This window comes from Lentisalinibacter orientalis, from assembly GCF_040706535.1.
Lineage (GTDB): Bacteria > Pseudomonadota > Gammaproteobacteria > Steroidobacterales > Woeseiaceae > Lentisalinibacter > Lentisalinibacter orientalis.
This window is the reverse complement of sequence record NZ_JAPDRJ010000003.1, coordinates 350,978-376,315: the sequence shown is the minus strand read 5'-3', so window position 1 is coordinate 376,315 and position 25,338 is coordinate 350,978. Positions and strand designations below refer to the sequence as shown.

Sequence of the window (25,338 nt, the reverse complement as noted above, 5' to 3'; positions counted from 1 at the left end):
GGCTTAAGCCGCGGCCTCCCGGGACTGGTTCGTCTCCTGGGACTCGAGGTACTTGTCCGCATCCAGCGCCGCCATGCAGCCGGTGCCGGCCGAGGTGATCGCCTGACGGTAGACGTGGTCGGCCACGTCGCCGGCGGCGAAAACCCCCGGCACGCTCGTGGCGGTGGCGTTGCCGTCGATGCCGGACTTCACCACGATGTAGCCGTTGCGGGTCTCGAGTTGCTCGCGGAACAGCTCCGTGTTCGGGTTATGGCCGATGGCGATGAACACGCCGTCGCAGTCGATCTCGCGGGTGGCGTGCTCGTGGGCCGCGTCCCGGATGCGCACGCCGGTGACGCCGCCGTCGTCGCCCAGCACCTCGTCGAGCACGTGGTCCCAGACGATCTCCACCTTGCCTTCGTCCGCCCTGGCGAAGAGCTTGTCCTGCAGGATCTTCTCGGCCCGCAGGCTGTCGCGCCGGTGCACCAGCGTCACCTTCGACGCCAGGTTGGAGAGATAAAGCGCCTCCTCCACCGCCGTGTTGCCGCCGCCGACCACCAGCACGGGTTTGCCCCGGTAGAAGAAGCCGTCGCAGGTGGCGCAGGCCGAGACGCCGCGGCCCTTGTAGGCCTCCTCCGACGGCAGGCCCAGGTACTTCGCGGAGGAGCCGGTGGCGATGATGAGGGCGTCGCAGGTGTAGGTGCCGTAGTCGCCCTGGAGCGTGAACGGGCGCCGGGTGATGTCCGCGGTATGGATGTGGTCGTTGATGATCTCGGTGTCGAAGCGCTCGGCGTGGCGGAGCATGCGGTCCATCAGGCCGGGGCCCTGCAGGCCCTCCACGTCGCCGGGCCAGTTGTCCACGTCGGTCGTGGTCATGAGCTGGCCGCCCTGTTCCATGCCGGTGACGAGCACCGGGTCGAGTCCGGCCCTGGCCGCGTAGACCGCCGCCGAATAGCCGGCGGGCCCCGAGCCGAGGATCAGTACCCGGCAGTGTCTCGTCTCAGTCATAATTGCTCCGCGTCTCGTGCTCTCGGTGCGTCGGTGACCGGGCGGAACCCTGGTGGAACCGTGGCGGCCCCGGTCGATCAGAGGGACCGAGTTTATGGGATTGCGGCCGAGGTCGGCAAAATCCCGTGCTCGGCCGCCGGCCGCGTCGAAGTTGTGCTGAAGTTGCCGCGAAGTTGCCAAGGCGCCGGCCCGCGACCTATCGTAGGCGGCTCCGTCCGAGACATAATTCCCACTATGGCGAAAGCAACGCGTCTGAAACAGTCACGCACCGGTCCCCGCGCGCCCGTGCAGGCACCCCTCGTGCGCACCCTGAGGGAGGCGGCGCTGTGGGTCTTCGGCGCGCTCGCCATCATCCTGTTCGTGGCACTGGCCACCTATCACCCGGCCGATCCGGCCTTCTCCCAGGCCGGCGGGGCGGATCGCATCCATAACCGCATCGGCACGGTGGGGGCCTGGTTCTCGGACCTGAGCTACATGCTGTTCGGCGCGCCGGCGTACCTGTTCCCGGTGATGATGCTGTTCGCCGGCTGGCTGATCTTCCGCGAGCGCCGGAATCCCGAGCCCCTGGACCGGGCCGAATTCGGGCTGCGCTTCGCCGGCTTCCTGCTGACGCTGGCGACCAGTTGCGGCCTCGGCACGCTGCACTTCGCCGCCGCGGAGCTGCGCGAGACCGCGGGCGGCGTGGTCGGGCAGCTGGTCGGCGGCGGCCTGCAGTCGCTCATGGGCACGCTCGGCGCCACGCTGCTGCTGCTCGCCGTCTGGGTCGGCAGCGTGGCGGTGTTCCTCGGATTCTCCTGGCTGGCGGTGATGGACCACGTGGGCCATTTCGCGCTCGAGGGCTGGGAGCGGCTCGTCGGGCTGTTCGACCGGCTGCGGGACCGGGCCCGGGGTCGGCGCGCGCAGCAGGAGCGTCAGGAGGTGGTGCGGGCGGAGAAGAAGCGCACCGCCAGCCGGCCCAAGCCCCGCATCGAGCCGGTGATCCCGGCGCTCGAGACCAGCAACCGGGCCGAGAAGGAGCGCCAGGTGCCGTTGTTCGAGCCGCCGGGGGCCAGCGAGCTGCCGCCGCTGAGCCTGCTGGACGATCCGCCGAAGCAGAGCTCGGGCTATTCCGAGGACGCGCTCGAGGCGATGTCGCGCCTGGTGGAGCTGAAGCTGAAGGACTTCGGCATCGACGTCGAGGTGGTCTCCGTGCATCCGGGGCCGGTCATCACGCGCTTCGAGCTCGATCCGGCGCCGGGCGTGAAGTCCGCCCAGATCTCCAACCTGGCCAAGGACCTGGCACGCTCGCTTTCGGTGGTCAGCGTGCGGGTGGTGGAGGTAATCCCCGGCAAGGCCTACATCGGGCTAGAGATACCCAACGAGAGCCGGGAGCTGGTCACACTCGGCGAGATCCTGCGCTCGAAGGTCTACGACGAGATGGCCTCGCCGCTGACGCTCGCGCTCGGCAAGGACATCGGCGGCAACTCCGTGGTGGCGGATCTGTCCCGCATGCCTCATCTGATGATCGCGGGCACCACCGGCTCCGGCAAGTCCGTCGGCATCAATGCGATGGTGCTGAGTCTCCTCTACAAGGCCCAGCCGGAGCACGTGCGGCTGATCATGATCGACCCCAAGATGCTGGAGCTCTCCGTCTACGAGGACATCCCGCATCTGCTCACCCCCGTCGTCACCGACATGAACGAGGCGGCGAACGCGCTGCGCTGGTGCGTCGCCGAGATGGAGCGGCGCTACAAGCTGATGGCGGCGCTGGGCGTGCGCGGCATAGGCGGCTACAACCGCAAGGTGCGCGAGGCCGCCGACGCGGGCGAGCCTCTGAAGGATCCCACCTGGGAGCCGCCGGAGCTGGTGGACGAAGACAAGCCCGTCGAGGCGCCGGACCTCGAGCCGCTGCCGTTCATCGTCGTGGTGATCGACGAGCTGGCCGACATGATGATGATCGTCGGCAAGAAGGTGGAGGAGCTCATCGCGCGGCTGGCCCAGAAGGCCCGCGCCTCGGGCATCCACATGATCCTGGCCACCCAGCGGCCGAGCGTCGACGTCATCACCGGCCTGATCAAGGCCAACGTGCCGGCCCGCATCGCCTTCCAGGTCTCGGCCAAGGTGGATTCGCGCACCATCCTCGATCAGCAGGGCGCCGAGAACCTGCTGGGCCACGGCGACATGCTGTTCCTGCCGCCCGGTACCTCCATGCCGGAGCGCGTGCACGGCGCCTTCGTGGCCGACCACGAGGTCCACAAGGTGGTGAAATATCTGCGCAAGGCCGGCCAGCCGCACTACATCGATGAAATTCTCAGCGGCCCCACGAGTCCAATACCCGGCATGCCGGATATCGGCGGCGCCGGCGACGCGGGCGTGGACAGCGAGCAGGACCCCCTCTACGACGAGGCGGTGCGCATCGTGACCGAGACCCGCAAGGCCTCGATCTCCGGGGTCCAGCGGCGCCTGAAGATCGGCTACAACCGGGCCGCGCGCATGGTGGAAGCCATGGAAGAGGCCGGCCTGGTGGGACCGTTGCAGGCGAACGGCTCGCGCGAGGTGCTCGCGCCGCCGCCGCCCGAGGACTGAATGTGGGATCGAGAAAACGATGAGAATCCGGGTAGCACTGATCACGGCCGTGGCGGCCGCCCTGCTGGCGGCGCTGCCGGCTGCGGCCCCGCTGCAGGCGCAGTCGGGCGATGCGGACCCGGCGGCGGCACCGGCCGATCAGGCCGGGCAGACCGATCAGGCCGATCAGGCCGGGCAGACCGATCAGGCCGATCAGGCCGGACAGATCGATCAGGCCGACCAGGCCGATCCGGGCGCCGCCGGGCGCGAAGACCTGCGCGACGAGACGCGGGTGCCGGCGCAGTTGCGCCAGTTCTTCGCGGACATCGATACCATCCGCGGGGAATTCCGGCAGGTGCTGTTCGATACCCGCGGGGAGGCGGTGGAGCGCTCGGCCGGCGAATTCGCCATCCTGAAGCCGGGCCGCTTCCGCTGGGAGTATACCGAGCCGTACGAGCAGCTGATCGTCGCCAACGGCGACAAGATCTGGCTCTACGACGCGGATTTCGAGCAGGTCACGGTGCGCGAGCAGACGGATTCGCTGAGCCAGTCGCCGGCGATGCTGCTGGGCGGGGATGCCGCCGCCCTGGAGGCGTTCCGTTATCTCGGTTCCTACAGCCGGGACGGCCGTGACTGGCTGCGGCTGGAGCCGGTGGCGCCGGAATCGGACTTCCGCGCCGTGAGCCTGTCGTTTGCGGGCGGCGAGCTGGAGATGATGGAACTCACCGACGCACTGGGCCAGGTCACCCGCATCGAATTCACCGAGCTGGTCACGAACGATTCCCTGGACGCCGCGCTGTTCACGTTCGAGCCGCCGCCGGGGGTGGACGTCATCGGCGTCGGGGAGTCATCCGCGGCCACACCGACGGCGACAGGCAGCGGGTGAACACGGTGGCCGCGCTTCGCTACCGTCGCTGGTGGCAGGCGGCGGGCTACGCGCTCGTCGTCGCGCTGACCGTAAATTCGCTCATCCCCTGGCCCGAGCTCGCGGAGGCGCCGGACCATTTCGACAAGTGGCTGCATGCGGGCGCCTACCTGACCCTCACCCTGTGGTTCTGCGGCGTACACGAGCGCCGCCACTGGCCGCTGGTGGCCGTGGGGCTGCTCCTGCTGGGCGCGGCCATCGAGTTCGCCCAGGGCCGCACCGGCTATCGCCAGGCGGACCTGGCCGACATGGCCGCCAACGCTGCGGGCATCGCCGTCGGCCTGGCGGTGGCCGCCGCCGGCGCCGGTGCCTGGTGCCGCCGGCTGGAATCCCTGCTGCCGGGAGGCCGCCATGCCTGAGCCTGCCGGCGAACGCAGCCGTCGCGGCGACAGCCGCCCGCTGGCCGACCGCATGCGGCCGGCGGAACTGGCCGAGTTCGCGGGCCAGGAGCATCTGCTCGGCCCCGACAGCCCGCTGCCCCGGGCCGTGGCCGAGGGGCGCATCCATTCCATGGTGCTGTGGGGTCCGCCGGGCAGCGGCAAGACCACGCTGGCGCGGATGGTGGCGCGGCAGGGGGAGGCCCGGTTCATTGCGCTTTCGGCGGTGATGGCGGGGGTCAAGGACATCCGCGCCGCCGTCGAGGAGGCCCGCAAGGCGCGGGAAGACTTCGACGAGGCGACGGTGCTGTTCCTGGACGAGGTGCACCGCTTCAACAAGGCGCAGCAGGACGCCTTCCTGCCGTTTGTGGAGGACGGCACGCTGACCTTCATCGGCGCGACCACCGAGAACCCGTCCTTCGAGCTGAACAACGCGCTGCTGTCCCGGGCCCGGGTCTACGTGCTGCGGCCGCTGGACCGGGCGGCGCTGGTGCGCATCCTGGAGCGGGCCCTGGCGGACGAGGAGCGGGGCCTGGCCGGGCGGGTACTGCTCACGCCGGAGCAATTGCAGACGCTGGCCGAAGCGGCGGACGGCGACGCGCGCCGGGCACTGAACCTGCTCGAGCTCTGCGCCGACCTCGCGGGCGAGGAGGGCAGCGTCACGGACGGCGTGGTCGCCGAGGTCATCGCGGGCGGACGCCGGCGCTTCGACAAGGGCGGCGAGGCCTTCTACGACCAGATCTCGGCCCTGCACAAGGCCGTGCGGGGCTCGGACCCGGACGCCGCCCTGTACTGGCTGGTGCGCATGCTGGACGGCGGCTGTGACCCGCTCTACATCGCGCGCCGGGTGGTGCGGATGGCGAACGAGGACATCGGCTGTGCCGATCCGCGGGCGCTGCGCACGGCGCTGGACGCCTGGGAGGCCCAGGAACGGCTCGGCAGCCCCGAGGGAGAACTCGCCATCGCGCAGGCGGTGGTATTCATGGCTTGCGCGGCCAAGAGCAACGCGGTCTACACCGCCATGAAGGCGGCGCAGGCCGACGTGGAGCGCTACGGCTCGCTGGAGGTGCCCCTGCATCTGCGCAACGCGCCCACGCGGTTGATGAAGGAACTGGACTACGGCAAGGCCTACCGCTATCCCCACGACGAGCCGGACGGCTATGCGCCGGGCGTGGACTACTTCCCCGAGGAAATGCCGCGGCGAAAGTATTATCATCCCGTGCCCCGCGGCCTCGAGCAGCGCATCGGCGAGAAGCTGGAAGAGCTTCGCCGCCGGGACCGGGAAGCCGGCCAGGACCGAGCGCCGCCTCGCAAGACGACCAACGACGAATAGCCCGCAACGAGCCGCAGCCATGATCGACCCGAAGAGACTCAGAAACGAGGCGAAAGCCGTCGCGGCCAATCTGGCCCGGCGCGGATTCCGGTTCGACGCTGAAGCCTTCCTGCAGGCCGACGAGGAACGCAAACGCCTGCAGGTGGAGACGGACGAGCTGCGCCAGGAGCGCAACCGCAGCGCCAAGTCCATCGGCCAGGCGAAGGCGAAGGGCGAGGACATCCAGCCGCTGCTGGACGCCGTGCAGGATCTCGGCGACCGTCTCGACGCGGCGGAGAAGGAACTCGAGCGCGTGCGGGGAGAGCTGGAGGCACTGCAGCTCGGCCTGCCGAACTTGCTGGACGATTCCGTGCCGGACGGCGACACCGAGGACGACAACGTGGAGATCCGCCGCTGGGGCGAGCCGCGTGAGTTCTCGTTCGAGCCGCGGGACCACGTTGCCATCGGCGAGGCCGACGGACAGCTCGACTTCGAGGCGGCCAGCCGGGTATCCGGCGCACGCTTCGCGGTGATGTCCGGCGGCATCGCGCGGCTGCACCGGGCGCTGATCCAGTTCATGCTGGACGTGCACACCGGCGAGCACGCCTACCGCGAGGTCTACGTGCCCTACATCGTGCGCGGCGAGGCACTGCTCGGCACCGGCCAGCTGCCCAAGTTCGGTGAGGACCTGTTCCACATCGAGGACGAGCGGGATTTCTATCTGATCCCCACGGCCGAGGTGCCGGTCACCAACCTGGTGCGCGAACGCATACTGGAGGCCGACGAGCTGCCGCTGAAGATGGCCGCGCACACGCCGTGTTTCCGCTCGGAGGCCGGCTCCCACGGCAAGGACACCCGCGGCATGATCCGCCAGCACCAGTTCGAGAAGGTGGAGCTCGTGCACATCGTGCCGCCGGACCAGTCCTGGGACGCGCTGGAGGAGCTCGTGGGCAATGCCGAGAAGATCCTGCAGCGCCTGGAGCTGCCCTACCGGGTGGTGGCCCTGTCGGCGGGTGACACCGGCTTCTCCGCGGCCAAAACCTACGACATCGAGGTGTGGCTGCCGGGCCAGAGCCGCTACCGCGAGATCTCCTCCTGCTCCAACTGCACGGACTTCCAGGCGCGCCGCATGCAGGCCCGCTGGCGCAATCCGGAGACGGGCAAGCCGGAACCGCTGCACACTCTGAACGGCTCCGGCGTGGCGGCGGGCAGGGCATTGATCGCCGTGCTGGAGAACTACCAGCAGGAAGACGGCAGCGTGGACGTGCCGGAGGCATTGCGGCCCTACATGGGCGGCCGGGAGATTATTGCCTGACGAGCCTGCGGCGCCGGAACCCGGCGCGCCTGCTCGCCTGACGGTTCAGCGGGCCGTGGCCCGGTTCTTCAGCACCTTCTGCAGCTCGGCCAGCGCCTGTTCCCAGCGCTCCTCGGAGCCGCGGTAGTACTCCTCCCAGTCTTCCGTCGCCGGGATGCCGGCCACCTTGATCGTCAGCACCACGGCCTCGTCGGCCTCGCGGATGATGTATTCCTCGGTGATCGGGCCGGTGGGCAGGTGCTCGTCGCCCTCAGGCGGCACCATCACCACGCGCATGCGGCGCGGCGGCATGAATATATCGATGCGGCCCTCGAGCACGGAGTCGTCCTCGAATTCCACCCGGTAGCTGCCGCCGATGTGCGGCTCCACCGCCGCATCCCGTGCGTACCAGCGCACCAGCCATTTCTCGTCGGTGACGGTGCTCCAGACCGTCTCCAGCCGGTTCGTGAGACGGATCTCGTGAGTGTGGCTGCGGGTCATCTCCTCCGGGTGCACCGGCGGCGTCGTCTGTGGTTTCGCCGGCGCGGGCTCCGCTTCGTGCTCACGCCGTGCCTCTGCGGCGGCGTCCATCTTCGCCTGCTCCGGCAGGGAGATGAGGTGCAGGTCGCGCTGCGGGAAGGGGATGGTGATGCCGGCCTCGCGGAACGCCTTGTCGACGCCGAAGTTGATGTCGCTGATCACCGTGAAACGGCGCTCGATGCGCTTGATGCGCACGCGCAGCTCGAAGTTCAGCGAGCTCTCGCCGAAGGCCATGAACAGCGCCCGCGGCGCCGGCGCGCGCCCGTCCGTGATGACCTCGGGGTGTTCCCTGGCGATGGTCTCGAGGATGTCGCGCACCTTTTCGATGTCGGAGCCGTAGGCCACGCCCACCTCGATGCGCAGCCGCCCCTGGGGATTGCGGAACACCCAGTTGGTCACCCGGCCCGAGACCAGCTCCGAGTTGGGCACCAGCACGTTCTGGTTGTCGAGCGTCTCGATGTCCGTGGCGCGGATGCGCACCCGGCGCACGAAGCCCTCGGTGCCGCCGACGGTGACGAAGTCGCCCGCCTTGATCGGACGCTCGAACAGCAGGATCAGCCCGGAGACGAAGTTACTGGCGATGGCCTGCAGACCGAAACCGATACCGAGGCCGAGCGCCGTGACGAACCAGGCGAGGCCGGTCAGGTCGATGCCCGCGACGTTCAGTCCGATCAGTATCGCGATGACCACGCCGACGTATCCGAACAGGGTCACCAGCGCATCCCGCGCGCCCCGGTCGAGCGCCATGTGCCGCAGCCAGCGCCGGTCGATCCAGCGCTTTATCCAGCCAGTCACGACGATGAGTGCGGTGAGGATCAGGAGACCCTTGACGATCTCCGAGGGCACCAGCTCCAGCTGGCCGATCTCCCAGCCCTCGAAGATGCGGTACTCCAGCCGGTCCAGCGTGTTGCCCGAGCTGTCCCAGACGTAGATGACGTAGACGATGAAGCTGATCCAGAGGAACAGATCGATCACCAGCTGGATGAAGCCGAAGCTGGTGCGCGATTCGCGCTCGGCCGCGCCGAGCAGATCGCGCACACGCTGGGCCAGCGGTGCCTCGCCCTCGACCAGGCCCTCGAATGCACGGAATACGAGCCAGAGCAGTATCCACAACGCGAACAGGGCCAGCGCCGTGCGCACCAGGCCGTGGATCATGAAGCTCGACAGATTGTGATAGCCGAGCGCGGCGGCGCCCACGGCGGCCAGTACGGCGGTGATGCCGGCGAAGCGGAGGAAGCGGAAGCGCCCCTGCAGGCCCGGGATGCGGCGGATATAGATCAGCACCGACAGCAGCGACAGCGCCACGGCCAGCAGCAGGAGCACGTGCAGCAGGTTGTCGCCGACCGTGGCGCGGGGCCCCAGCCAGCCGGGGCCGAGCACGACGTAGCTCGACACCAGTCCGACCAGCAGCACTCGCATGCGCAGCCGGAGCGGCTGCACGTGATCGGGTATCAGACCGGGGACTTTGGCCGACGGTGATAGCGGGCCGGTCGCCCAGTCGATGATCACCGCGCCGACGCCGAACAGGAAGAGGGCGCCAGCGAGCCGCATGGCCGCCAGGTCGAAGTCCGCCCCGCGGATGGTCAGGAACAGCACCGACGTGAGAGCGGCACCCTCCAGCAGCAGCGGTGCATAGTTCGCCAGCGGTTTCGGGAACAGGTATTTCAGCCGCGGCGTATCGTCGATCTCCGTGACCGCCCGGAACCAGCGCATGAACCGGTGCCGGATGAATAGCCCCGCAGCGGCCGAGACGACCGCGGCGGCCAGCAGCAGCCAGAGCAGGCCGGCCTCGGTCACACCGGGCTGCAGGTCCAGTTTGGCGGTCTGGCGCAGACGCGACGGCCAGTCCTGCACGGTCTGCGGTATGGCGCGGATCAGCCCGATGATGGTGCTGCGGCGCTCCCACAGGAACGCCGCCGAGATCTCCGCCTGAATCTCGGCCACCAGATCGCTCAGATCCGAGGCCTGATTGACGATCTCGCGACAGGTCGAAAGACGCGCCTGCGCATTCGTGAGTTCGTTACGGATGCGCACCCGCTGATCCCAGAGCGAGGTGTCGATGGTGGGATCGACGTCTTCCAGTATCTTGTTCTGTTCGGTGAGGCGTTCGACCTCCGGCGACGTCTTGCGGACACAGGCCCGGCCGCGCTCGCCGAGCGCCTCGGCTTCCCGCTGTGCCTCCCGGAGCAGTTCCTTGTCGCGCTCGCCGGCCTCGAGCCGTCCGGCGAGATACTGCAGACGTTCCAGAGCGGCGGGCGGGGAAAAGGCCTCTCCCGTCTGCGCCAGGGCGCCCGTGCCTGCCGTCGCGAGTGCGCAGAACACGAGACCGAGGAAGGCTGGCCATCGGAGTCGGGCGCGGCGTTCAGCCTTCATGATTCGAGCGGTGTCCCCGGCGCGGCAAGATGCGGCCAGTATAACCAAAGGGTTGCGCGCAGTTGAAACGCCGTCGGCGCGGCGCCACAATGCCACGCACCGGAGAGGTGGCAGAGCGGTTGAATGCACCGGTCTTGAAAACCGGCAAGGGTTAGTAGCCCTTCGTGGGTTCGAATCCCACCCTCTCCGCCACTACCTTATTTTCGGCCATCCGAGTACGTCCACGAAACCCTACAAAATAAGGGTAATCCGCACATCTGAGGTCTATATCCGTCCGGTAATGTCCGCTACAATCTGCTTTGTAAGGGTAGGTGAATATGTAGGTGGAATAATGGCAGGTAAGGCAGCGAAGCCCTTTTCGGCTAAGGGTGTGGAGGCAAAGAACAAGCCCGGCATTTACGCGGATGGAGGTGGGCTGTATCTGCAAGTCAAACGGTCCGCGGCAGAGGCAGGTGATGGCCGCAAGATGCCGCCTGTCGTGAAATCTTGGCTGTACCGTTACAAGGTGCCTAAAGCGTCAGCGAAGAGCGGCTACAAGGACGTGTGGGTGGGTCTCGGTCCCGTGCGCGATGTGACCCTTGCCAAAGCCCGAGAGGCGGCGAAGGAGCTTCGCCAGTGGAAGCGAGAAGGGCTAGATCCTCTGACGGAGTTACGCCGCCGTCGCGGTCGGGTCGCGGCAGACAATACCTTCCGCGAGATCGCAGTGGCCTACATCGAGTCGAACCGGGCCGGCTGGACTTCGGACAAGCACGCGAAGCAGTGGAGCAATACGCTCGACACCTATGCCTACCCGGTGATCGGTGACACGGACGTGCAGGACGTGGACACGGTATCGGTGCTGGAAGTGCTGCGGCCCATCTGGTCTACCAAGACGGAGACAGCCACAAGGGTCCGCGCTCGCATCGAGGCCGTGCTGGACTACGCTGCCGCCCTAGAGCTGCGCGACGGTGAGAACCCCGCCCGCTGGCAAGGGAAGCTGAAGAAGCTGCTGCCGGCTGCGTCCAGGGTGAAGCGGGTACGCCACCACCCGGCCATGCCCTACGCCGAGGTGCCGGCGTTCATGCAGGCTCTACGGGAGGTCGAAGGCATCGCCGCCCGCGCTCTTGAGTTCACGGTGCTGACCGCCGCTCGCACGTCCGAGGTGATCGGCGCGACGTGGGATGAAATCGACCTGAAGGCGAAGCTGTGGACGGTGCCCGCCGAGCGCATGAAGGCCGGCAAGGAGCATCAGGTACCGCTCTGCGATGCCGCTGTGGCCGTGCTGGAAGGCATGAAGGCCCACGGTGACACCGGGTATCTGTTCAAGGGCCGCGATCCTGACAAGCCCCTCAGCAACATGACCATGACGAAGGTACTGCGCCGCATGGGCCGGGATGACGTGACCGTGCATGGATTCCGGTCCAGCTTCCGCGACTGGTGCGCAGAGGCGACCGACTACCCCCACGCGGTTGCCGAGCAAGCCCTGGCGCACACGATCCCGAACGCCACGGAGCAGGCATACCGACGCGGCCAACTGCTGAAGAAGCGCACCCTGCTGATGACGGACTGGTGCAACTACACCAGCAAGCCGGCAACGGCGAAGGTCACGCGGCTGCGCTCGAAAGCCAAGTAGTCCACCCGCGCCACGATCCCCCGCAGCGCGCACGTCTGTGTGCGCTCATGGCCCTGTCTATTTCACGGAGAAACCCGCGTTATTACCCGCTGACCATCTATTAGAAAACGGCTACGGTTGATCCCGAACTAAGGCAACCCGCCGTAAACAATCACGGATAGGTCGAGAGGTGACGACGATGAGGATTCTCCGCAAGCCCGAGGTGCTGAAGCGCACCGGCCACAGCCACAGCGCGCTCTACGAAGCCATTGCCGAGGGCCGATTCCCCAAGCCGGTGAAGCTGGGGCCGCGTGCATCCGGCTGGGTCGAGTCCGAGGTGGACGCCTACATCGAAAGCCTGATCCAGCAGCGCGACAGCAGCGGGCAGCAGTCTCAGGCCGCATAAACAAAAGCGCCGCCGGTTGTGAGGGGCCGGCGGCGCTTGGATTGCTTCAGATGGTGGAGGAAGCATGGGCAGTATACCGAAAAACCCTCAGCGTGCGACCGTGACCCCGATTGACTCACGGCGCACGGAGTCATTCTTCGCAGCGATACCGATGCGAGCGATTCAGGACAAGCGCCTCAAGCTGACGCACTGGCGAGTGCTGGCGGCAATCGCCAATGCGGACCAGTTCGGCAAGAACGGGCATCACTGTTTCGCTAGCCATAGCCGCATCGCGGAGTGGTCGGCCACGACGCGCCCCCTGGTCACCCGGACGATCCACGAGCTGATCGACTTCGGATATCTGGCAACCGAAGAGGTCGCCGGGCGGAATACCTATCGCGTGCTCTACGTCGATGGCCCCGAGGATGTATCCCACCAGATACCGAACGGTATCCCACCAGATACCACCGAAGAGGGGCGTGGTATCCCACCAGATACCGGGGGTGGTATCCCACCAGATACCGGGGTGGTATCCCACGGGATACACATAAGAAAAGAAGTAAATATAGAAGCTGAAGAAGAGGCAGCAGACGAAGGGACCGATATCGTCATTCCACTGAAGGACGGTACGCAGTGGTCACCGGATGCGCACCTGCTGTCGGTATGGCGCAAGGCGTACAGGAATATCGACGTGGTTGCCGAGCTGGCCCGCTGCGCATCATGGAACGAATCGAACGAAGCGAAGCGCAAGACCCGGAACGGGATCAAGCGGCACGTCAACCTGTGGCTGTCCGACAAGGATCACAAAGCCACGGCGCAGGCTGCCGAGGTCAACGAGCGAGAGGCCCGCATAGTCTGGGGCTAGAGGACAGCATCATGCCGAAACAGAAATCAGTCGCCGCCCTTGAGCGGCAAGTCGAAGAACTCACCGAGCGCGGTTACGAGCTGCGCGAGGCCCGAGAGGCGGCACGCACCGAAGAGAACCGGCTGCTGCTGGCCTACTCCGAGGGCAAGGCGAACAAACGCGACGTGGACAAGGCCACGCTTGCGGCCCGCGCCGCCGAAGTCCGCCTGGACGAGAACATCGCCGAGGTGGGCCGGCTGCGCGATGAACTCTCGGATGCCCGCCAGCAGGCCGAGGAAAGCGAGCGCCAGGCCGAGCGCCAGCGGATCGAGGATCTGATAGCCGAGCGCCGTCAGATGGTCGAGAGGGCCGCACAGGCGGCGCGGGAGTGCCGGCAGGCTATCGACCGAATCGTGGCAATCGACACGTCCGACGAGCTGCGCCTGTCCGGTACGTGGTACGGCACCGCGCATCTGCGAGAGGGCGTGCTGTGCCTTGCCGGGGAGATCGTGGACCGGCTCTTCCGGGTCGAAGAGATCGACCGCGCCAACCGAGGCCCCGGCGCAATAGGCCGAGGGGCGCACGGTGCGGCAGCATTCACGCAACTGGAAACCGAACGGTGCGACAGCGCCACGGCCAAGTCGGGAGGGTTCGACAATGCCGCGTAAGAAACTGACACCGGAGCAGGCGCGGGAGCGTCTGCACGAAATCATGGATGACGACAGCCATCCGTATCACGGTCATTGGGACCCGAAGCGCCGACGCGGGGCCCTGGACGAAGTGCTCGAGCTTCAGCGCATCGCGGAGGGCAAGCCCGAAGAGAGTGCGCCGAAGATCGGCCCGGAAGAGGCGACGGAGAAGCTGGACGCCATCTTCGCGGACCCCGATCACGCTTACTGGAATGCCGGCGATCTGTGGCCCTGGGAGCGCGACAAGGTAATGGCCGAAGTCGCCGACCTGGTCGCTGCCGAGGGCAAGGGCCGCGCACCCGAGCGCCCCGGCGTGGCGATGAACACGAACCCCGCATCAATCACGACAGAGGAATGACGACATGGCAACAGCAGCAGAGATCAATGCACGGCACAGTGAGCTGACGGCCGAGCGCGAGGTACTGGCAGAGCAGGCCCGGCATGGCAACGTGCAGGCAGCGGCCCGCTTGCAGCAGATTCTTCCGTGGATCAGTGCGCTGGCTACGGAGCTGACGAACGCTCGCCGGCTTGAGCTGGTGGACGAAGCCATCGCGGACGGTCAGCCGTGAGCGCGGCGGCAGAGGCGCGGACGACTGCACCCGTACAGGTCCGCACGGTCGAAGAGGCGGACGTTCCGCACCTGCTGCGCCTCTTTCGTACGTTTCATCAGGAGTCGCCGTTCTCCGATGAGCCGTACAATCCGCGCTCGGTCGGTGACACGCTCGGGCATTGCATGGATGAGAAGTTCCCCGACCGTGTGGCATTCGTGGCGGAGCTGGATGGCGAGGCGGTTGGTGCTGCCGGCGCAGTCATGCAGCACGTCTGGTTCGACTACTCGACGTTCTACGCCATAGAGGCGTTCTGGTTCGTGGCACCCCGTTTCCGGGGTCAGGGAATCGGCACGGCGCTGGCGTTTGCGATGGAGGGCTGGGCGAAGGGCAAGGGCTGCAAATACCTTGTCCTGAGTTCATTCGGTGATCGTGTGCCGCTCGACTATGAGCGGTGCGAAACAACGTACAGGAGGATGCTCTGATGGTCGCTACAGTCATTGCAGGGGTCGGCGCGGCTGCCGGCCTGTACGGAGCCATATCGTCCGCAGAGGCCGCGAGCGATGCGCGCCGCCAGGGCGATAAGGCAGCAGAGCAGGAAAGGCTCGCCACGGAAGAGCGGATCAGGCGTCTGGGCCGGGACCGTGATCTGATTATCGGCGCTCAACGGGCAGGCGCGGCAGCGGGCAACGTGGACGTGGCAAGCCGCTCAGTGAACGAGCTGCGGGCCGAGACTATCCGAGAGTTCGAGACTCAGATGGCCTTCACCCGGCGCGCTGGTGCCTTCGCTGCGCAGTCCGCCGAGATCCAGGGTGAGAGTGCCTCCTACCAGTACTTGGCGAGCGGTCTGCAATCGCTGGCCGGTGCCTTGCGGATCACTCACGATTCCAACTTCTTCGGGCTGGGTCCGAAGAATCAGCCGACGAACGAACGCACCGGATGAGCCGTACACACGCCAAACTGATCCGGCTCGAAACCTATCTGGCCGAGCCGCCACCGCCGCCCCCGAAGCCGGACGAAGAGCCGCCGGCCCCGATGGCGGACGAGCTGGTGACGCTGACCGGCGAAGAGGTGGCGATGGTGGTCCGTGACATGGCCGTGCAGTCGGCGCAGATGCGCCACACCGGGCAGTTGCAGGAAGGCGAACCCTGGATTCTGTACGCCGAGATTGCCGGCCTCATCAGCGATGCACGCGAGCACGCGCCGGATCGGTGGCTGGACCTGACGGACGAGCTGGCCGGGCTTGTGCCCGAGGACTGGATGCGGGGAGGCTGGCGGCGCTATATCGGCTGGACCGGCGAGCCGAAGCCGCACCCCCGCGAGGCGTACCGACGCGCTGGACTGCTGGACACGGACGGCAGGGTGGCCGATGGATGCTTCGCACGGCTGGACCCGGTAACGGGCACTGTGCGCGCTGTGCTGCCCTTGGCAGACCTGCACGATGATGGTCGGTACTGGCGGGAGCGTGGCGAAGAGATCGTCATGGCGGGAGCGTTGATCGGATCAGGCCGGGAGCAATGACCCCATGCCGTTTCAGAAGGGCAAATCAGGCAACCCGAAGGGCCGACCGAAGGGCATCAAGGATTCCCGCATCCGCTTCCGCGAGGCGATGGAGAAAGACCTGCCCGACGTGATCGCCGCCATGCTCCGGGCCGCGAAGGAGGGCGACGTATCGGCAGGCCGCGCCATCCTCGACAAGACGCTGCCGAGTCCGAGCAAGGGTGGGGCATTCATCCGCCTGGAACTGCCCGCGAAGGCCACACCCGCTCAGAAAGCCGAGCGGATCACGGACGCCATGCTGGCCGGCGAGATCGACGCAGACAGCGCATCCGTCATGTTGGCGAACGTGGAGAAGCAGGCCCGAGTCGAAGAACTGGCCGACCTGGTGCCGCGCCTGCACCGGCTGGAAGAGGCCATCGAGGCGATTCACCGCAAAAACCCGATGCTGGTCCCCGGCAAGCGGTGAGCTGTCTACCACGGTAGACAGGGTACAATTTGTACCCACCTGCCAGCAGGGTACCAATGGTACCCACCCCGCCCGAGAACAGTTGTTCACACCCTGCCGGCACCGGCTGAAATTTTGTTCGCGATTCAAAGCATGCTTAACACGATCCGTGGGAGAGTGGATGCGAGCCGTGCGGCTCTGATCTGCAACCACGGAGGACGAAGCAATGACCGAACACTGTGAACCGCGGTTCTCACACCGAGCGCCCGCACCGGGCTGGCTGAAGTCTCAGACACGCTGCGCCGAGGCGCTGATACCTGGGGCGAATCGCTCCCGGCTACTCGCGCACGATCTGCTGGAACACGTAGTAGGGGAGGCGACGGACGACAGGGCTATCCTGCTGGCCGATCTGCTGCGCCGTGAACTGGATGACGTGCTCGCACTGCTGAGCGTCATGGAGGCCGAGGGAATGAAGGCGCGAGCCTGAGAGTTGCCCAGGTCGAAGCGGCGGGAGTCTATGCAGGCTTCCGCCGTTTTCGTTTCTAGCCCCTCTGTGAGCGCGTGTGTGCCGATCTGCGGGACGCTGGTAGGGTGGTACCAGTGAAGGGGAGATCGCGCTTTCTAGACCCATAATCTTGCCCCGCACGGTGATGCGTTTCTCTGCGAGTCGGGCAGATATGGCGATGGCAGGGCGAGGGGTCGAGGCCAAGCGGGCGAAGGAGCGGATGTCTCGCGGGGGTCAAGGTGTGGAAAAAATTCCACCCGTTGAAACCGGCAAGGCCCGCGACAAGGCGGCTAAGGCGGTCGGAGCAGGGGTCAAAAGGGCAGGTAGCAACAGAAGATATGTAGGTGAGTGTGTAGGACAGAAATTGTGATCGCAAGAAACCACAATGCCTTCAGCACGTTACGAGACAGGTAGAGTGACACCCTCTCCGCCATCGCCGACTTCACTGCATTGAACTATCGGCTCCCCAACCAGTCGCATCCCATTATGATCACCACGGCCAAATTCGCCGCGACAGTTCTCTTGCTTGCTCTGATTTCCGGTATGTTTCTGCCGGCCAACGCACAACAGCAAACACAGGAACGCCCCCGCCCCTGCACCGAACGCCCCGAGTTCGCCCAGTTCGATTTCTGGGTCGGGAACTGGGAGGTGCGCACGGCCAAGGGCGATCTCGCGGGTACCAACCGGATCACGAAGCGAGCCGATGGCTGCGCGCTGCTGGAGGAGTGGACCAGCGCAGGCGGCGGCAGCGGCATCAGCGTGAACTACTACGACCCGGCCGCTGGCGAGTGGGTGCAGGTCTGGAACGGCAGCGGCGGCACCCAGATCACCATCCGCGGTGGTCTCGACGAGGGCGGGGCCATGGCCCTCTCCGGCACGCTGCACTACGTCAGCCGCGAGCAGACGGTGGCGTTCCGCGGCCTGTGGACGCCGCTGCCCGACGGCCGCGTGCGTCAGTACTTCGAGCAGTCGACCGATGACGGAGAGACCTGGCAGCCCTGGTTCGAGGGTTTCTACAGCCGTATCGACGAGACGGAGGAGGGCGCGGAGTGAGCCGCCGGTACCAGGGTCACCAGGGCGGTTACGGCGCCACGTCCCGCACGTTCACGTTCCCCACGACGAATCCGCTGCTGAACGGCGTCATCGTCGTGCTCGGTTTTCTCGCGCTCGGCGCGGCCATGCTGCTCGGCCTGGTCGTGCTGGCCGTGTTCCTCGTCTCGTTGTTCGTGCTGGCCGGCGTGGTCGGGCTGCGGCTGTGGTGGCTGCGCCGCAAACTCGGCAAACGGGAGCAGGGCACGACGGCTCGTAGCGGGGTCATCGAAGGCGAATATCGGGTCGTGGACCTCGAGGAACGACGCCGCGAGCGACGCTGAGGCGCCGTAGCCTGCCAAGGCAAAACCGCGTAAGCTTGCGCGCGTGGCAGCCAGCAGTTCGAAACGCCGTCGTCTCCGCCAACGCCTGATCTCGATGACGGGCTTCGTGCTCGTCGCCGTCGGACTCGCCTGGTTCTTCGAATCCCAGGCCACCACCACCATCCTGTTCGTCCGCCATGCCGAGAAGGCGACCGAGCCGGCCAGCGATCCGGGCCTGAGCGCGCAGGGCGAACAGCGAGCGAGGCTGCTCGCGCGAGTGCTCGGCGATGCCGACGTGGTGGCCGGCGTGGATCATATCTACGCCACCCAGTACCGGCGCACCCAGCAGACGGCGCGCCCGCTGGCCGACAGGCTAGAGATCACGCCCGTGCTCTACAACGCCGGAGATATCGTCGGCGTGCTGGAGAAGATCCTGCGGGAGCACAAGGGCAAGATCATCCTGGTCGTGGCTCACAGCGACACCATCCCCCAGCTCATCGCCGAGCTCGGCGGCAGCAAGAACGTGCCGCCCATCGCCGAGAACGAGTACGACAATCTCTACGTGGTCTCGATACCCTGGTTCGGCAAGACCAAGACCCTGCGCTTCAAGTACGGCGAGCCGCCGCCTCAGGCGGAGGCGGAGCCGGGGCCGGCCGGCAGATAACCCTCCTCGTCGAGCTCAGGGTAGGGCCGCCCCTCCCGGCGCAGCTGGTCGGCCACTTCCGGATAGCACCACTCGAACAGCTTCTGCCGATGTAGCTCGGGATCCAGCCGGCGCTGCTCGTACAGGCCCGCCGCCTGCCGCTGCCGTTGCGCCTCGTAGAGGATCAGGGCGGTGGCCACCGAGACGTTCAGCGAGGCCACCATGCCTTCCATCGGGATGACGATGTGCCGGTCCGCCGAGTCCGCCGCCTCGCGGCTGACGCCCCACAGCTCGGAGCCCAGCAGGACTGCGGTCGGCCCCGTGTAGTCGATGTCGCGGAAATCCACCGCGGTGTCCGAGAAATGGGCGGCGAGGATCTGATGGCCGGCGCTGCGCAGATGCCGCAGCGCCGAGCCGAGGTCACGGTGTGGCCGGATCTCCACCCATTTGCGCGAGCCCGCCGAGGCCATGTGATGGCGCGGGACCTCGCCGCCCTCGGAGATGGCATGGGCCTCGTAGATACCGACGGCGTCCGCGGTGCGCAGGATGGCGGAGATGTTGTGGGACTTGTGGACGTTCTCGGTGAGCAGGGTGAGGTCGGGCTGACGCCGGTCGAGGACTCTGCGGAGCTTCCGATATCGGGCCGGTGTCATGCGCGACTCCCAGGGAGCGCCCCTTTCAGCCGCTCCGTTTCCACCGTAAGGTTAAGGGATTCTAAACCGAGTGCGAGCGGAGATCACAACCATGTTCCGGCAGAAGACGATCGAGTTCCGGACGTCGGGGCGGGAGACGCTGGACATCACCGGCGAGGTGGAGTCGGCGGTGGCGGAGAGCGGCATCGAGACCGGACTGGCGCATTTGTTCCTGCGCCACACGAGTGCCTCCATCATGCTGTGCGAGAACGCCGACCCCGCCGTGCGGGAGGATCTGGAGCGCTTCATGCAGCGGGTCGCGCCCGACGGCGATCCGATGTTCCGCCACCGCTCGGAGGGCCCGGACGACATGCCCGCCCACGTGCGCACGGTCCTCACCCAGTCGGAGATGACGCTGCCGGTGGGCGCCGGGCGCCTGCTGCTCGGGACCTGGCAGGGAATCTACCTCTGGGAGCATCGCCACGCCGGGCACCGGCGGCAGCTCGCGGTGACCGTCTACGGCGAATGAGCTGACTCCGGCCCGGCCTGTGCGGCCGTCCTGGCCATCCTAGCCGTCGGCGTTGAGGCGGATCGCGTTCTCGATGAAGCTGCGGTGCTTGCCGATCATGAGATCGGCCTGCACGGCGTCGCCGATCTCGCCGTCGGGGGCGATCAGGTAGGTCACGCGCCGCACGCCGATGCCGAGCGGCCCGTCCGCGTCGTAGCGTCGGATCACTTCCTTGTCGGTATCGCAGAGCAGCTTGAAGGGCAGGCCGTGCTTGTCGCGGAAGCGCCGGTGGCTCTCGGCGTCCTGCGGGCTCACGCCGGTCACCTGCAGTCCCGCCGCGGCGAGTTCGCCGTGGATGTCGCGGATGTCGCAGGCCTCTTTCGTGCAGCCCGGCGTGAAGTCGGCCGGATAGAAATAGAGGATCAGCGGTCCGTCGGCGAGCAGGTCGGACAGCGAGACGGGATTGCCGTCCGCATCCGGCAGCGTGAACTCCGGTGCGCGTGTTCCAGGCTTCAGCATGGCTGGGTGCTCCTCAGTGATTCTCGAAAATGTCTTCCATGACCCGGTAGCCGCCGTCCTCCATGCCCATGGCCTGGTAGATGCGCCGGGCCCGGTCGTTACGATCGTCCACGTAGAGCCGCAGCCCGCCGATGCCGGGCGTCTCGCGGGCCAGTGTCTCGACGTGGCGGTACAGGGCGGAGAAAACGCCGCGGCCTCTCGCGTCGGGGCGGACGTAGACGCTCTGGATCCACCACAGCATGCCGTTGCGCCAGTCGCTCCATTCCCGGGTGGTCATGATCTGGCCGACGATCTCGCCGTCCAGTTCGGCCAGCCAGTAGCGGCCGAGCGAAGGGTCGGCGAGCAGGGCCGCCACGCCGGCGGCCACTGTCTCCGGGTCCAGCGTGACGTCTTCCGACTCGGCAGCCAGCAGCCGATTGAATTCCGCGATGATGGCCGCGTCCGCCGGTTCGGCATCTCTGATGCGGAGGGTCATGGGGTCTCCGTGGGATCTCCGTGGGGTCTCGTGCCGCTCATGATACCGGTTGCCGAGGCGCGGGTGGGGGCGGCCGGCGCCCCGCTGTTCCTGCGGAAGCTTCTGCTAGAATGCGGCCTCGGCAGGGCCCCGGTAGCTCAGCAGGATAGAGCATCAGATTCCTAATCTGAGGGTCACAGGTTCGAATCCTGTCCGGGGCGCGTTTCCCCTGCCGTGTGCATCCCCCGCCGGAGTCCGCTCATGAAGGTATTCGAAGTCAGAAAAGACCGTCTCGACGAAACCCGGATGGTGCAGCGGGATTTCCCGTCCGTGGGCGACGGCGAGGTGCTCCTCTCCGTGGACCGCTACGCCTTCACGGCGAACAACATCACCTACGCCGTGTTCGGGGAAGCCATGCATTACTGGGATTTCTTCCCGGCGGAGGAGGAGGGCTGGGGCATCGTCCCGGTCTGGGGATTCGCCGACGTGGTGGCCTCGCGCTGCGAGGGCATCGAGCCCGGCGAGCGCTTCTATGGCTACTACCCGATGGCGAGCCACGTGAAGGTGAGGCCCGGGCGGGTGGGGAAGTCCGGGTTCTCGGACGTCTCTGCGCACCGCCGTGAGCTGCCGGAGGTGTACAACCGCTACACCCGGACCAGCGCTGACCCGGCCTACCGGGAGGCGCTGGAGGCGCAGCAGATGCTGTACCGGCCGCTGTTCATGACCTCGTTCCTGCTGGACGACTTCCTCGCCGAGGCGGACTTCTTCGGGGCGCGGGAGGCGGTGCTCACCAGCGCCTCCAGCAAGACGGCGTTCGGCCTTGCGTTCCTCCTGCACCGCAACCGCAAGCCGGGCATCGAGATCCGCGGTCTGACCTCGCCGTCCAACATCGACTTCGTCAACGGCCTCGGCTGCTACGACACCGTGCACCCCTACGACGCCATCCACGAACTGCCGGGCGAACATCGCACCCTGCTGGTCGACTTCGCCGGCAATACCGGGCTGCGCCGCGCCATCCACGAACACTACGGAGAGTCTCTCGCCTACAGTTGCTCGGTCGGCGCCTCCCACTGGGATCAGGCGGCGGGCGGGGGCGAGCTGCCGGGCCCGAAGCCGACCCTGTTCTTCGCCCCTTCGTGGGTCGAGAAGCGGATGAAGGATTGGGGTCCCGGCGGCATCGAACAGCGTGTGTCCACCGCCTGGCAGGCGTTCCTGGAGGCTTCGCGTGACTGGCTGGAGATTCGCGAGGACAGCGGCGACGAGCCGCTGGAGCGGGTCTATCAGCGGACGCTCGCCGGCGACATGCCGCCCGGAGTGGGCCAGATCGTCGTCATGGCATGAGCGGGGCGGCGACGGACCTCGAGCCGGATCTCGAGCAGGAGAAGGCCGCCTGGCACGAGCGCTGGCAGGACGGCAGGACGGGGTTCCACAACGACGCGGTCAATCCGCACCTGGCACGGTTCTGGCCCGGGTTCGGGCTGCCGGCGGGCGCGCGCGTGTTCGTGCCGCTGGCCGGCAAGTCCCTGGATCTGCTGTGGCTGGCCGAGCACGGCTACCGGGTGGTGGCCAACGAGCTGAGCCCGCTGGCCGTCGAGGCATTCTTCGACGGCGCCGGCATCATGCCGTCACGCCGTCACGCGGGACCCTTCGAGATCTGGTCCCATGGGCTCATCACCATACTCTGCGGCGACTACTTCGCTCTGGATGCGGCCGTCACCGGCCGACTGGATGCCTGTTACGACCGTGCGGCACTGGTCGCCCTGCCGCCTGCGCTGCGACGCCGCTACATGGAGCGCCAGGCCGTGCTGCTGCCGGCGGGCGCGCCGGTGCTGCTGATCGGCCTGGATTACCCGCAGGAGGAGATGGAGGGGCCGCCGTTCTCCGTGCCGCAGGCCGAGGTCCGGGACCTGGCGGCCGGCCGTTTCGCGGTGGAGGTCCTCGCCTCTGGCATGGACATGCTGGCCGACAACCGGCGTTTCGCGGAGCGTGGCGTGACGCGCATGGAAGAGACGGTGTACCGGCTGGTGCGCAGCGGCTGAACGGGCCGCCGGCGCCGGGTTAGAATCCGGCGTGACCCGGCGGCAGGGTGAAGACGGCAGGGTGAAGACGGCAAGGGAGGCGAGATGAGCGACAAGTACCGTGAAGTGGGCTACAGCAGCGGCGTCATCGAGTACGGAGAACGGCCCGCGGTGGTGGTGGTGGACTTCCAGCTCGCCTTCACCGATGACGCTTATCCTCTCGGCGGGCTGCCGATGATCGACCGCGCCGTGGACCGTACCGCCGAACTGCTGCGGGTGGCCCGGGAATGTGGCGTGCCGGTCGCGAAGTGTTTCACCGCCTACGACAGCCCGCGGGACGTGCCGCACTGGAAGGTGCAGGCCGTGCACGACCAGTTCTACTTCGGCCATCCCTGCACCGCCATGGACCCGCGGGTGGACGATCCCGACTACGATTTCAACTTCGCAAAGAGTGCGCCCTCCATTTTCTTCCTGACGCCGCTGACCACCTTCCTGCACAAGGAGCGCGTGGACTCGGTGATCGTCACGGGCTGCACCACCAGCGGCTGCGTGCGGGCCTCCGTGGTGGATGCCTTCTCGCACGGCTACCGGGTGTTCGTGCCGACCGACTGCACGGGCGACGTGGACGAGGGCCCGCATCAGTCCAACCTGGCCGACGTCGGCAAGCGCTACTGCGAGGTCACCGACGCCGCGGCCATGATGGAGTGGTTCCGCGGCGGCCGGGCGGTAGAGGGCCGGCGCGCATGAGACGGGCGGGAAGCCGGAACCGCACCCTTGCGCCCGCGATCCTGCTGCTGCTTCTGGCCGGCTGCGGGGCCGGGCCGGACAGCGCCGATCGCCAGCCGGCGGTGACCGCCGCCGGGCTGGGCGAGCAGACGGTGCTGTCCGCCGCCGAGTATCTCGCCCAGCCGGCCTATGCCGGCGCGGATCTGGAGCGCGGCCGCAGCCTGTACCTGCAGTGCCGGGCCTGCCACACGATCGAGGAGGGCGGGAGCAATCTCGCCGGGCCGAATCTGCACGGCATCTTCGGCAGCCGCACGGCGGCCGTCGAGGACTTCCCGTATTCGGAAGCGCTGAGCGAGGCGGATTTCGTCTGGACGCCCCGCGCAATGGACGCCTGGATCACCAACCCCTGGCAGTTCCTGCCGGGCAACCGGATGAGCTACGGCGGCATGCGCCGGCCGGAGGATCGCCGCGACCTGATCGCCTGGATGCTGCAGGCTTCCGACGAATGAGGCTCAGGTGGCGGCGGAGCCCGTCGCCATCACGGCCGTCCAGCTGTCGATGAGGCGGCGCAGCTCCCGGGCGAAGCGTTCGGGCTGCTCCATCATCAGAAAGTGCCCGGCGCCCTCGACGATCACCAGCTCGAACCCGGGCTGCGCGCGGCGCAGTGCCTCGGCATCGGTGGGCCGGATATCGGCGTTGATCGTGCCGACCGGAACTTCCAGCGCGCTCAGGGCGGCCGACTCGTCGTAGCGCACGAGGCTCTCCAGCGCCGGCACCGAGACACCGACCGGAGCCGCCGCCATGTCCCGCCGTATCCAGTCTTCGAGTTCCGGCTCGGTGGAGGGCGCGAAGAACACGGGGTCGAGTATGCGCAGCGCCTTGCCGAGGTCTCGTCGGAACGGTTCCAGCTGGTTATCCAGGTCGTCCGGCGGCCGCTCCTCGACCGCCTGGAAGGTGTCCACGCCCACGACGCCGACCACCCGGCCTGGCAGGCGGCCCGCCGCTTCCACGGCCACGGGCCCGCCCATGGAGTGCCCGACCAGCACCACCCGCTTCAGATCCAGCTGCCGCACGACGGCGGCCACGTCCTCGCCAAAAGCGCCGATGGTCCAGGCCTGGCGGTTGGCACCCGACTCGCCGTGTCCGCCCAGGTCGACTGCGACCAGGTGATAGTCGTCCTCGAGCACCGCCATCGCGGGCTCCCAGTAGCGGCGGTCGCAGTTCCAGCCATGGATCAGCACCAGCGTGGGGGCGCCGGCGCGCCGGCCGCGCTCCTCCCACACAATGGACACGCCGCCGGCGCCTTCGGCCCGGTCGGCCGCAGGTATCGTTCCGTCCGGCATGCCGCTACAACCCGCCGTGAGTATCAGCCATCCGGCCAACAGAAGACCGGAGCCTAGTTTCTTCATTTCTTGCAACCAGTTGCATAAGGTTATTCAGGTCTATTCTGGAATTAGTGTGTCGCTGTGACGCCGCCTCCGGCCACCTTGAGCGGCGTCGGACATTCTTACAAACGAGGGCCGCCAGGGCGACCCCCTAGCGGCTAAGCCATTGTGGGTCGGCGACAATCCGGAAACGGTCCGGTTATTGCATCATTGCGGTGCACGTGCCGATCCGAGAGCCGATC

The 25,338-nt window shown here is 67.2% G+C and carries 30 protein-coding genes and 2 tRNA genes; 26 read left to right on the top strand and 6 right to left on the bottom strand.

Translation table 11 applies throughout. The features are described from left to right. Positions 1-3: 3 nt before the first annotated feature. On the bottom strand, positions 4-987 hold the full coding sequence (gene trxB, locus ACJMK0_RS13330; RefSeq protein WP_405238902.1) for a thioredoxin-disulfide reductase: 984 nt from the start codon (positions 985-987) through the stop codon (positions 4-6). A 234-nt stretch (positions 988-1,221) separates the two neighbouring features. Here trxB and ACJMK0_RS13325 point away from each other — a divergent pair, with 234 nt between their 5' ends. The 5 genes from ACJMK0_RS13325 to serS are packed head-to-tail and all read left to right on the top strand — an operon-like array spanning position 1,222 to position 7,460. Further along, positions 1,222-3,552, top strand: a complete 2,331-nt coding sequence (locus tag ACJMK0_RS13325; protein ID WP_405238901.1) for a DNA translocase FtsK — start codon at positions 1,222-1,224, stop codon at positions 3,550-3,552. A gap of 19 nt (positions 3,553-3,571) precedes the next feature. Beyond that, positions 3,572-4,417, top strand: coding sequence for an outer membrane lipoprotein chaperone LolA (gene lolA, locus ACJMK0_RS13320; RefSeq protein ID WP_405238900.1), 846 nt, complete (start codon positions 3,572-3,574; stop codon positions 4,415-4,417). Next, a complete protein-coding gene (locus tag ACJMK0_RS13315) occupies positions 4,414-4,815 on the top strand; it encodes a VanZ family protein (protein ID WP_405238899.1) in 402 nt (133 codons plus the stop codon). Before lolA ends, ACJMK0_RS13315 begins: the two co-directional genes overlap by 4 nt. Beyond that, the gene (locus ACJMK0_RS13310) at positions 4,808-6,166 is read left to right on the top strand and encodes a replication-associated recombination protein A (RefSeq protein WP_405238898.1); all 1,359 of its coding nucleotides are present in this window, start codon (positions 4,808-4,810) and stop codon (positions 6,164-6,166) included. Before ACJMK0_RS13315 ends, ACJMK0_RS13310 begins: the two co-directional genes overlap by 8 nt. Positions 6,167-6,185: 19 nt before the next feature. Then, positions 6,186-7,460, top strand: coding sequence for a serine--tRNA ligase (gene serS, locus ACJMK0_RS13305; RefSeq protein ID WP_405238897.1), 1,275 nt, complete (start codon positions 6,186-6,188; stop codon positions 7,458-7,460). A 45-nt stretch (positions 7,461-7,505) separates the two neighbouring features. On the opposite strand, the gene ACJMK0_RS13300 is transcribed toward serS, so the two are convergent. Beyond that, positions 7,506-10,352 (bottom strand): mechanosensitive ion channel domain-containing protein, encoded by a 2,847-nt coding sequence (locus tag ACJMK0_RS13300; protein WP_405238896.1) that lies wholly within the window; start codon positions 10,350-10,352, stop codon positions 7,506-7,508. 101 nt (positions 10,353-10,453) lie between these two features. On the opposite strand from ACJMK0_RS13300, the gene ACJMK0_RS13295 reads away from it, so the two are divergent. The 15 genes from ACJMK0_RS13295 to ACJMK0_RS13225 all read left to right on the top strand — a co-directional run bounded on the left by ACJMK0_RS13295 (position 10,454) and on the right by ACJMK0_RS13225 (position 18,875). Further along, positions 10,454-10,544 (top strand) — tRNA-Ser (locus ACJMK0_RS13295). A 139-nt stretch (positions 10,545-10,683) separates the two neighbouring features. After that, positions 10,684-11,964, top strand: coding sequence for a tyrosine-type recombinase/integrase (locus ACJMK0_RS13290; RefSeq protein ID WP_405238895.1), 1,281 nt, complete (start codon positions 10,684-10,686; stop codon positions 11,962-11,964). A 178-nt stretch (positions 11,965-12,142) separates the two neighbouring features. Further along, positions 12,143-12,349, top strand: coding sequence for a helix-turn-helix transcriptional regulator (locus ACJMK0_RS13285; protein WP_405238894.1), 207 nt, complete (start codon positions 12,143-12,145; stop codon positions 12,347-12,349). A 64-nt stretch (positions 12,350-12,413) separates the two neighbouring features. Next, complete coding sequence (locus tag ACJMK0_RS13280; RefSeq protein ID WP_405238893.1) at positions 12,414-13,193, top strand: helix-turn-helix domain-containing protein; 780 nt, start codon at positions 12,414-12,416, stop codon at positions 13,191-13,193. Between the two features lie 11 nt (positions 13,194-13,204). Further along, on the top strand, positions 13,205-13,840 hold the full coding sequence (locus ACJMK0_RS13275) for a hypothetical protein (protein ID WP_405238892.1): 636 nt from the start codon (positions 13,205-13,207) through the stop codon (positions 13,838-13,840). Further along, positions 13,830-14,219, top strand: a complete 390-nt coding sequence (locus tag ACJMK0_RS13270; protein WP_405238891.1) for a hypothetical protein — start codon at positions 13,830-13,832, stop codon at positions 14,217-14,219. The genes ACJMK0_RS13275 and ACJMK0_RS13270 overlap by 11 nt, the downstream gene beginning before the upstream one ends. A gap of 4 nt (positions 14,220-14,223) precedes the next feature. Continuing rightward, the gene (locus ACJMK0_RS13265; RefSeq protein WP_405238890.1) at positions 14,224-14,430 is read left to right on the top strand and encodes a hypothetical protein; all 207 of its coding nucleotides are present in this window, start codon (positions 14,224-14,226) and stop codon (positions 14,428-14,430) included. Beyond that, positions 14,427-14,894 carry a GNAT family N-acetyltransferase gene (locus ACJMK0_RS13260; protein ID WP_405238889.1) on the top strand — a complete coding sequence of 156 codons (468 nt, stop codon included), beginning with the start codon at positions 14,427-14,429 and terminating at the stop codon, positions 14,892-14,894. Before ACJMK0_RS13265 ends, ACJMK0_RS13260 begins: the two co-directional genes overlap by 4 nt. Beyond that, entirely contained in the window at positions 14,894-15,352 is a 459-nt protein-coding gene (locus ACJMK0_RS13255; RefSeq protein WP_405238888.1) for a hypothetical protein, read from the top strand. Before ACJMK0_RS13260 ends, ACJMK0_RS13255 begins: the two co-directional genes overlap by 1 nt. Continuing rightward, positions 15,349-15,930: a hypothetical protein gene (locus ACJMK0_RS13250; RefSeq protein WP_405238887.1), complete on the top strand. Its 582-nt coding sequence runs from the start codon at positions 15,349-15,351 to the stop codon at positions 15,928-15,930. Before ACJMK0_RS13255 ends, ACJMK0_RS13250 begins: the two co-directional genes overlap by 4 nt. A 4-nt stretch (positions 15,931-15,934) precedes the next feature. Then, positions 15,935-16,375 carry a DUF5681 domain-containing protein gene (locus ACJMK0_RS13245; RefSeq protein WP_405238886.1) on the top strand — a complete coding sequence of 147 codons (441 nt, stop codon included), beginning with the start codon at positions 15,935-15,937 and terminating at the stop codon, positions 16,373-16,375. Between the two features lie 205 nt (positions 16,376-16,580). Continuing rightward, positions 16,581-16,841: a hypothetical protein gene (locus ACJMK0_RS13240; protein ID WP_405238885.1), complete on the top strand. Its 261-nt coding sequence runs from the start codon at positions 16,581-16,583 to the stop codon at positions 16,839-16,841. A 666-nt stretch (positions 16,842-17,507) separates the two neighbouring features. Then, complete coding sequence (locus tag ACJMK0_RS13235; protein WP_405238884.1) at positions 17,508-17,912, top strand: hypothetical protein; 405 nt, start codon at positions 17,508-17,510, stop codon at positions 17,910-17,912. Then, complete coding sequence (locus ACJMK0_RS13230; RefSeq protein ID WP_405238883.1) at positions 17,909-18,232, top strand: hypothetical protein; 324 nt, start codon at positions 17,909-17,911, stop codon at positions 18,230-18,232. Before ACJMK0_RS13235 ends, ACJMK0_RS13230 begins: the two co-directional genes overlap by 4 nt. 43 nt (positions 18,233-18,275) lie before the next feature. After that, positions 18,276-18,875 carry a phosphoglycerate mutase family protein gene (locus tag ACJMK0_RS13225; RefSeq protein WP_405238881.1) on the top strand — a complete coding sequence of 200 codons (600 nt, stop codon included), beginning with the start codon at positions 18,276-18,278 and terminating at the stop codon, positions 18,873-18,875. On the opposite strand, the gene trmH is transcribed toward ACJMK0_RS13225, so the two are convergent. Next, complete coding sequence (trmH, locus tag ACJMK0_RS13220) at positions 18,839-19,507, bottom strand: tRNA (guanosine(18)-2'-O)-methyltransferase TrmH (protein ID WP_405238880.1); 669 nt, start codon at positions 19,505-19,507, stop codon at positions 18,839-18,841. The genes ACJMK0_RS13225 and trmH overlap by 37 nt on opposite strands. A gap of 91 nt (positions 19,508-19,598) precedes the next feature. On the opposite strand from trmH, the gene ACJMK0_RS13215 reads away from it, so the two are divergent. Further along, positions 19,599-20,015, top strand: a complete 417-nt coding sequence (locus tag ACJMK0_RS13215; protein WP_405238879.1) for a secondary thiamine-phosphate synthase enzyme YjbQ — start codon at positions 19,599-19,601, stop codon at positions 20,013-20,015. 39 nt (positions 20,016-20,054) lie between these two features. On the opposite strand, the gene ACJMK0_RS13210 is transcribed toward ACJMK0_RS13215, so the two are convergent. Then, positions 20,055-20,513 carry a peroxiredoxin gene (locus ACJMK0_RS13210; protein WP_405238878.1) on the bottom strand — a complete coding sequence of 153 codons (459 nt, stop codon included), beginning with the start codon at positions 20,511-20,513 and terminating at the stop codon, positions 20,055-20,057. A 13-nt stretch (positions 20,514-20,526) separates the two neighbouring features. Then, positions 20,527-20,988 carry a GNAT family N-acetyltransferase gene (locus ACJMK0_RS13205; protein WP_405238877.1) on the bottom strand — a complete coding sequence of 154 codons (462 nt, stop codon included), beginning with the start codon at positions 20,986-20,988 and terminating at the stop codon, positions 20,527-20,529. A gap of 126 nt (positions 20,989-21,114) precedes the next feature. Here ACJMK0_RS13205 and ACJMK0_RS13200 point away from each other — a divergent pair. The 5 genes from ACJMK0_RS13200 to ACJMK0_RS13180 all read left to right on the top strand — a co-directional run bounded on the left by ACJMK0_RS13200 (position 21,115) and on the right by ACJMK0_RS13180 (position 24,220). Next, positions 21,115-21,188, top strand: a tRNA-Arg gene (locus tag ACJMK0_RS13200). Between the two features lie 40 nt (positions 21,189-21,228). Further along, a complete protein-coding gene (locus tag ACJMK0_RS13195) occupies positions 21,229-22,308 on the top strand; it encodes a DUF2855 family protein (protein ID WP_405238876.1) in 1,080 nt (359 codons plus the stop codon). Further along, positions 22,305-23,006, top strand: a complete 702-nt coding sequence (locus ACJMK0_RS13190) for a thiopurine S-methyltransferase (protein WP_405238875.1) — start codon at positions 22,305-22,307, stop codon at positions 23,004-23,006. The genes ACJMK0_RS13195 and ACJMK0_RS13190 overlap by 4 nt, the downstream gene beginning before the upstream one ends. A gap of 84 nt (positions 23,007-23,090) precedes the next feature. Further along, a complete protein-coding gene (locus tag ACJMK0_RS13185; RefSeq protein WP_405238874.1) occupies positions 23,091-23,732 on the top strand; it encodes an isochorismatase family protein in 642 nt (213 codons plus the stop codon). Beyond that, on the top strand, positions 23,729-24,220 hold the full coding sequence (locus ACJMK0_RS13180; RefSeq protein ID WP_405238873.1) for a c-type cytochrome: 492 nt from the start codon (positions 23,729-23,731) through the stop codon (positions 24,218-24,220). The genes ACJMK0_RS13185 and ACJMK0_RS13180 overlap by 4 nt, the downstream gene beginning before the upstream one ends. A 3-nt stretch (positions 24,221-24,223) precedes the next feature. Here the strand turns inward: ACJMK0_RS13180 and ACJMK0_RS13175 are convergent, their stop codons facing one another. Next, complete coding sequence (locus ACJMK0_RS13175; RefSeq protein ID WP_405238872.1) at positions 24,224-25,054, bottom strand: alpha/beta fold hydrolase; 831 nt, start codon at positions 25,052-25,054, stop codon at positions 24,224-24,226. Positions 25,055-25,338 lie beyond the last annotated feature (284 nt).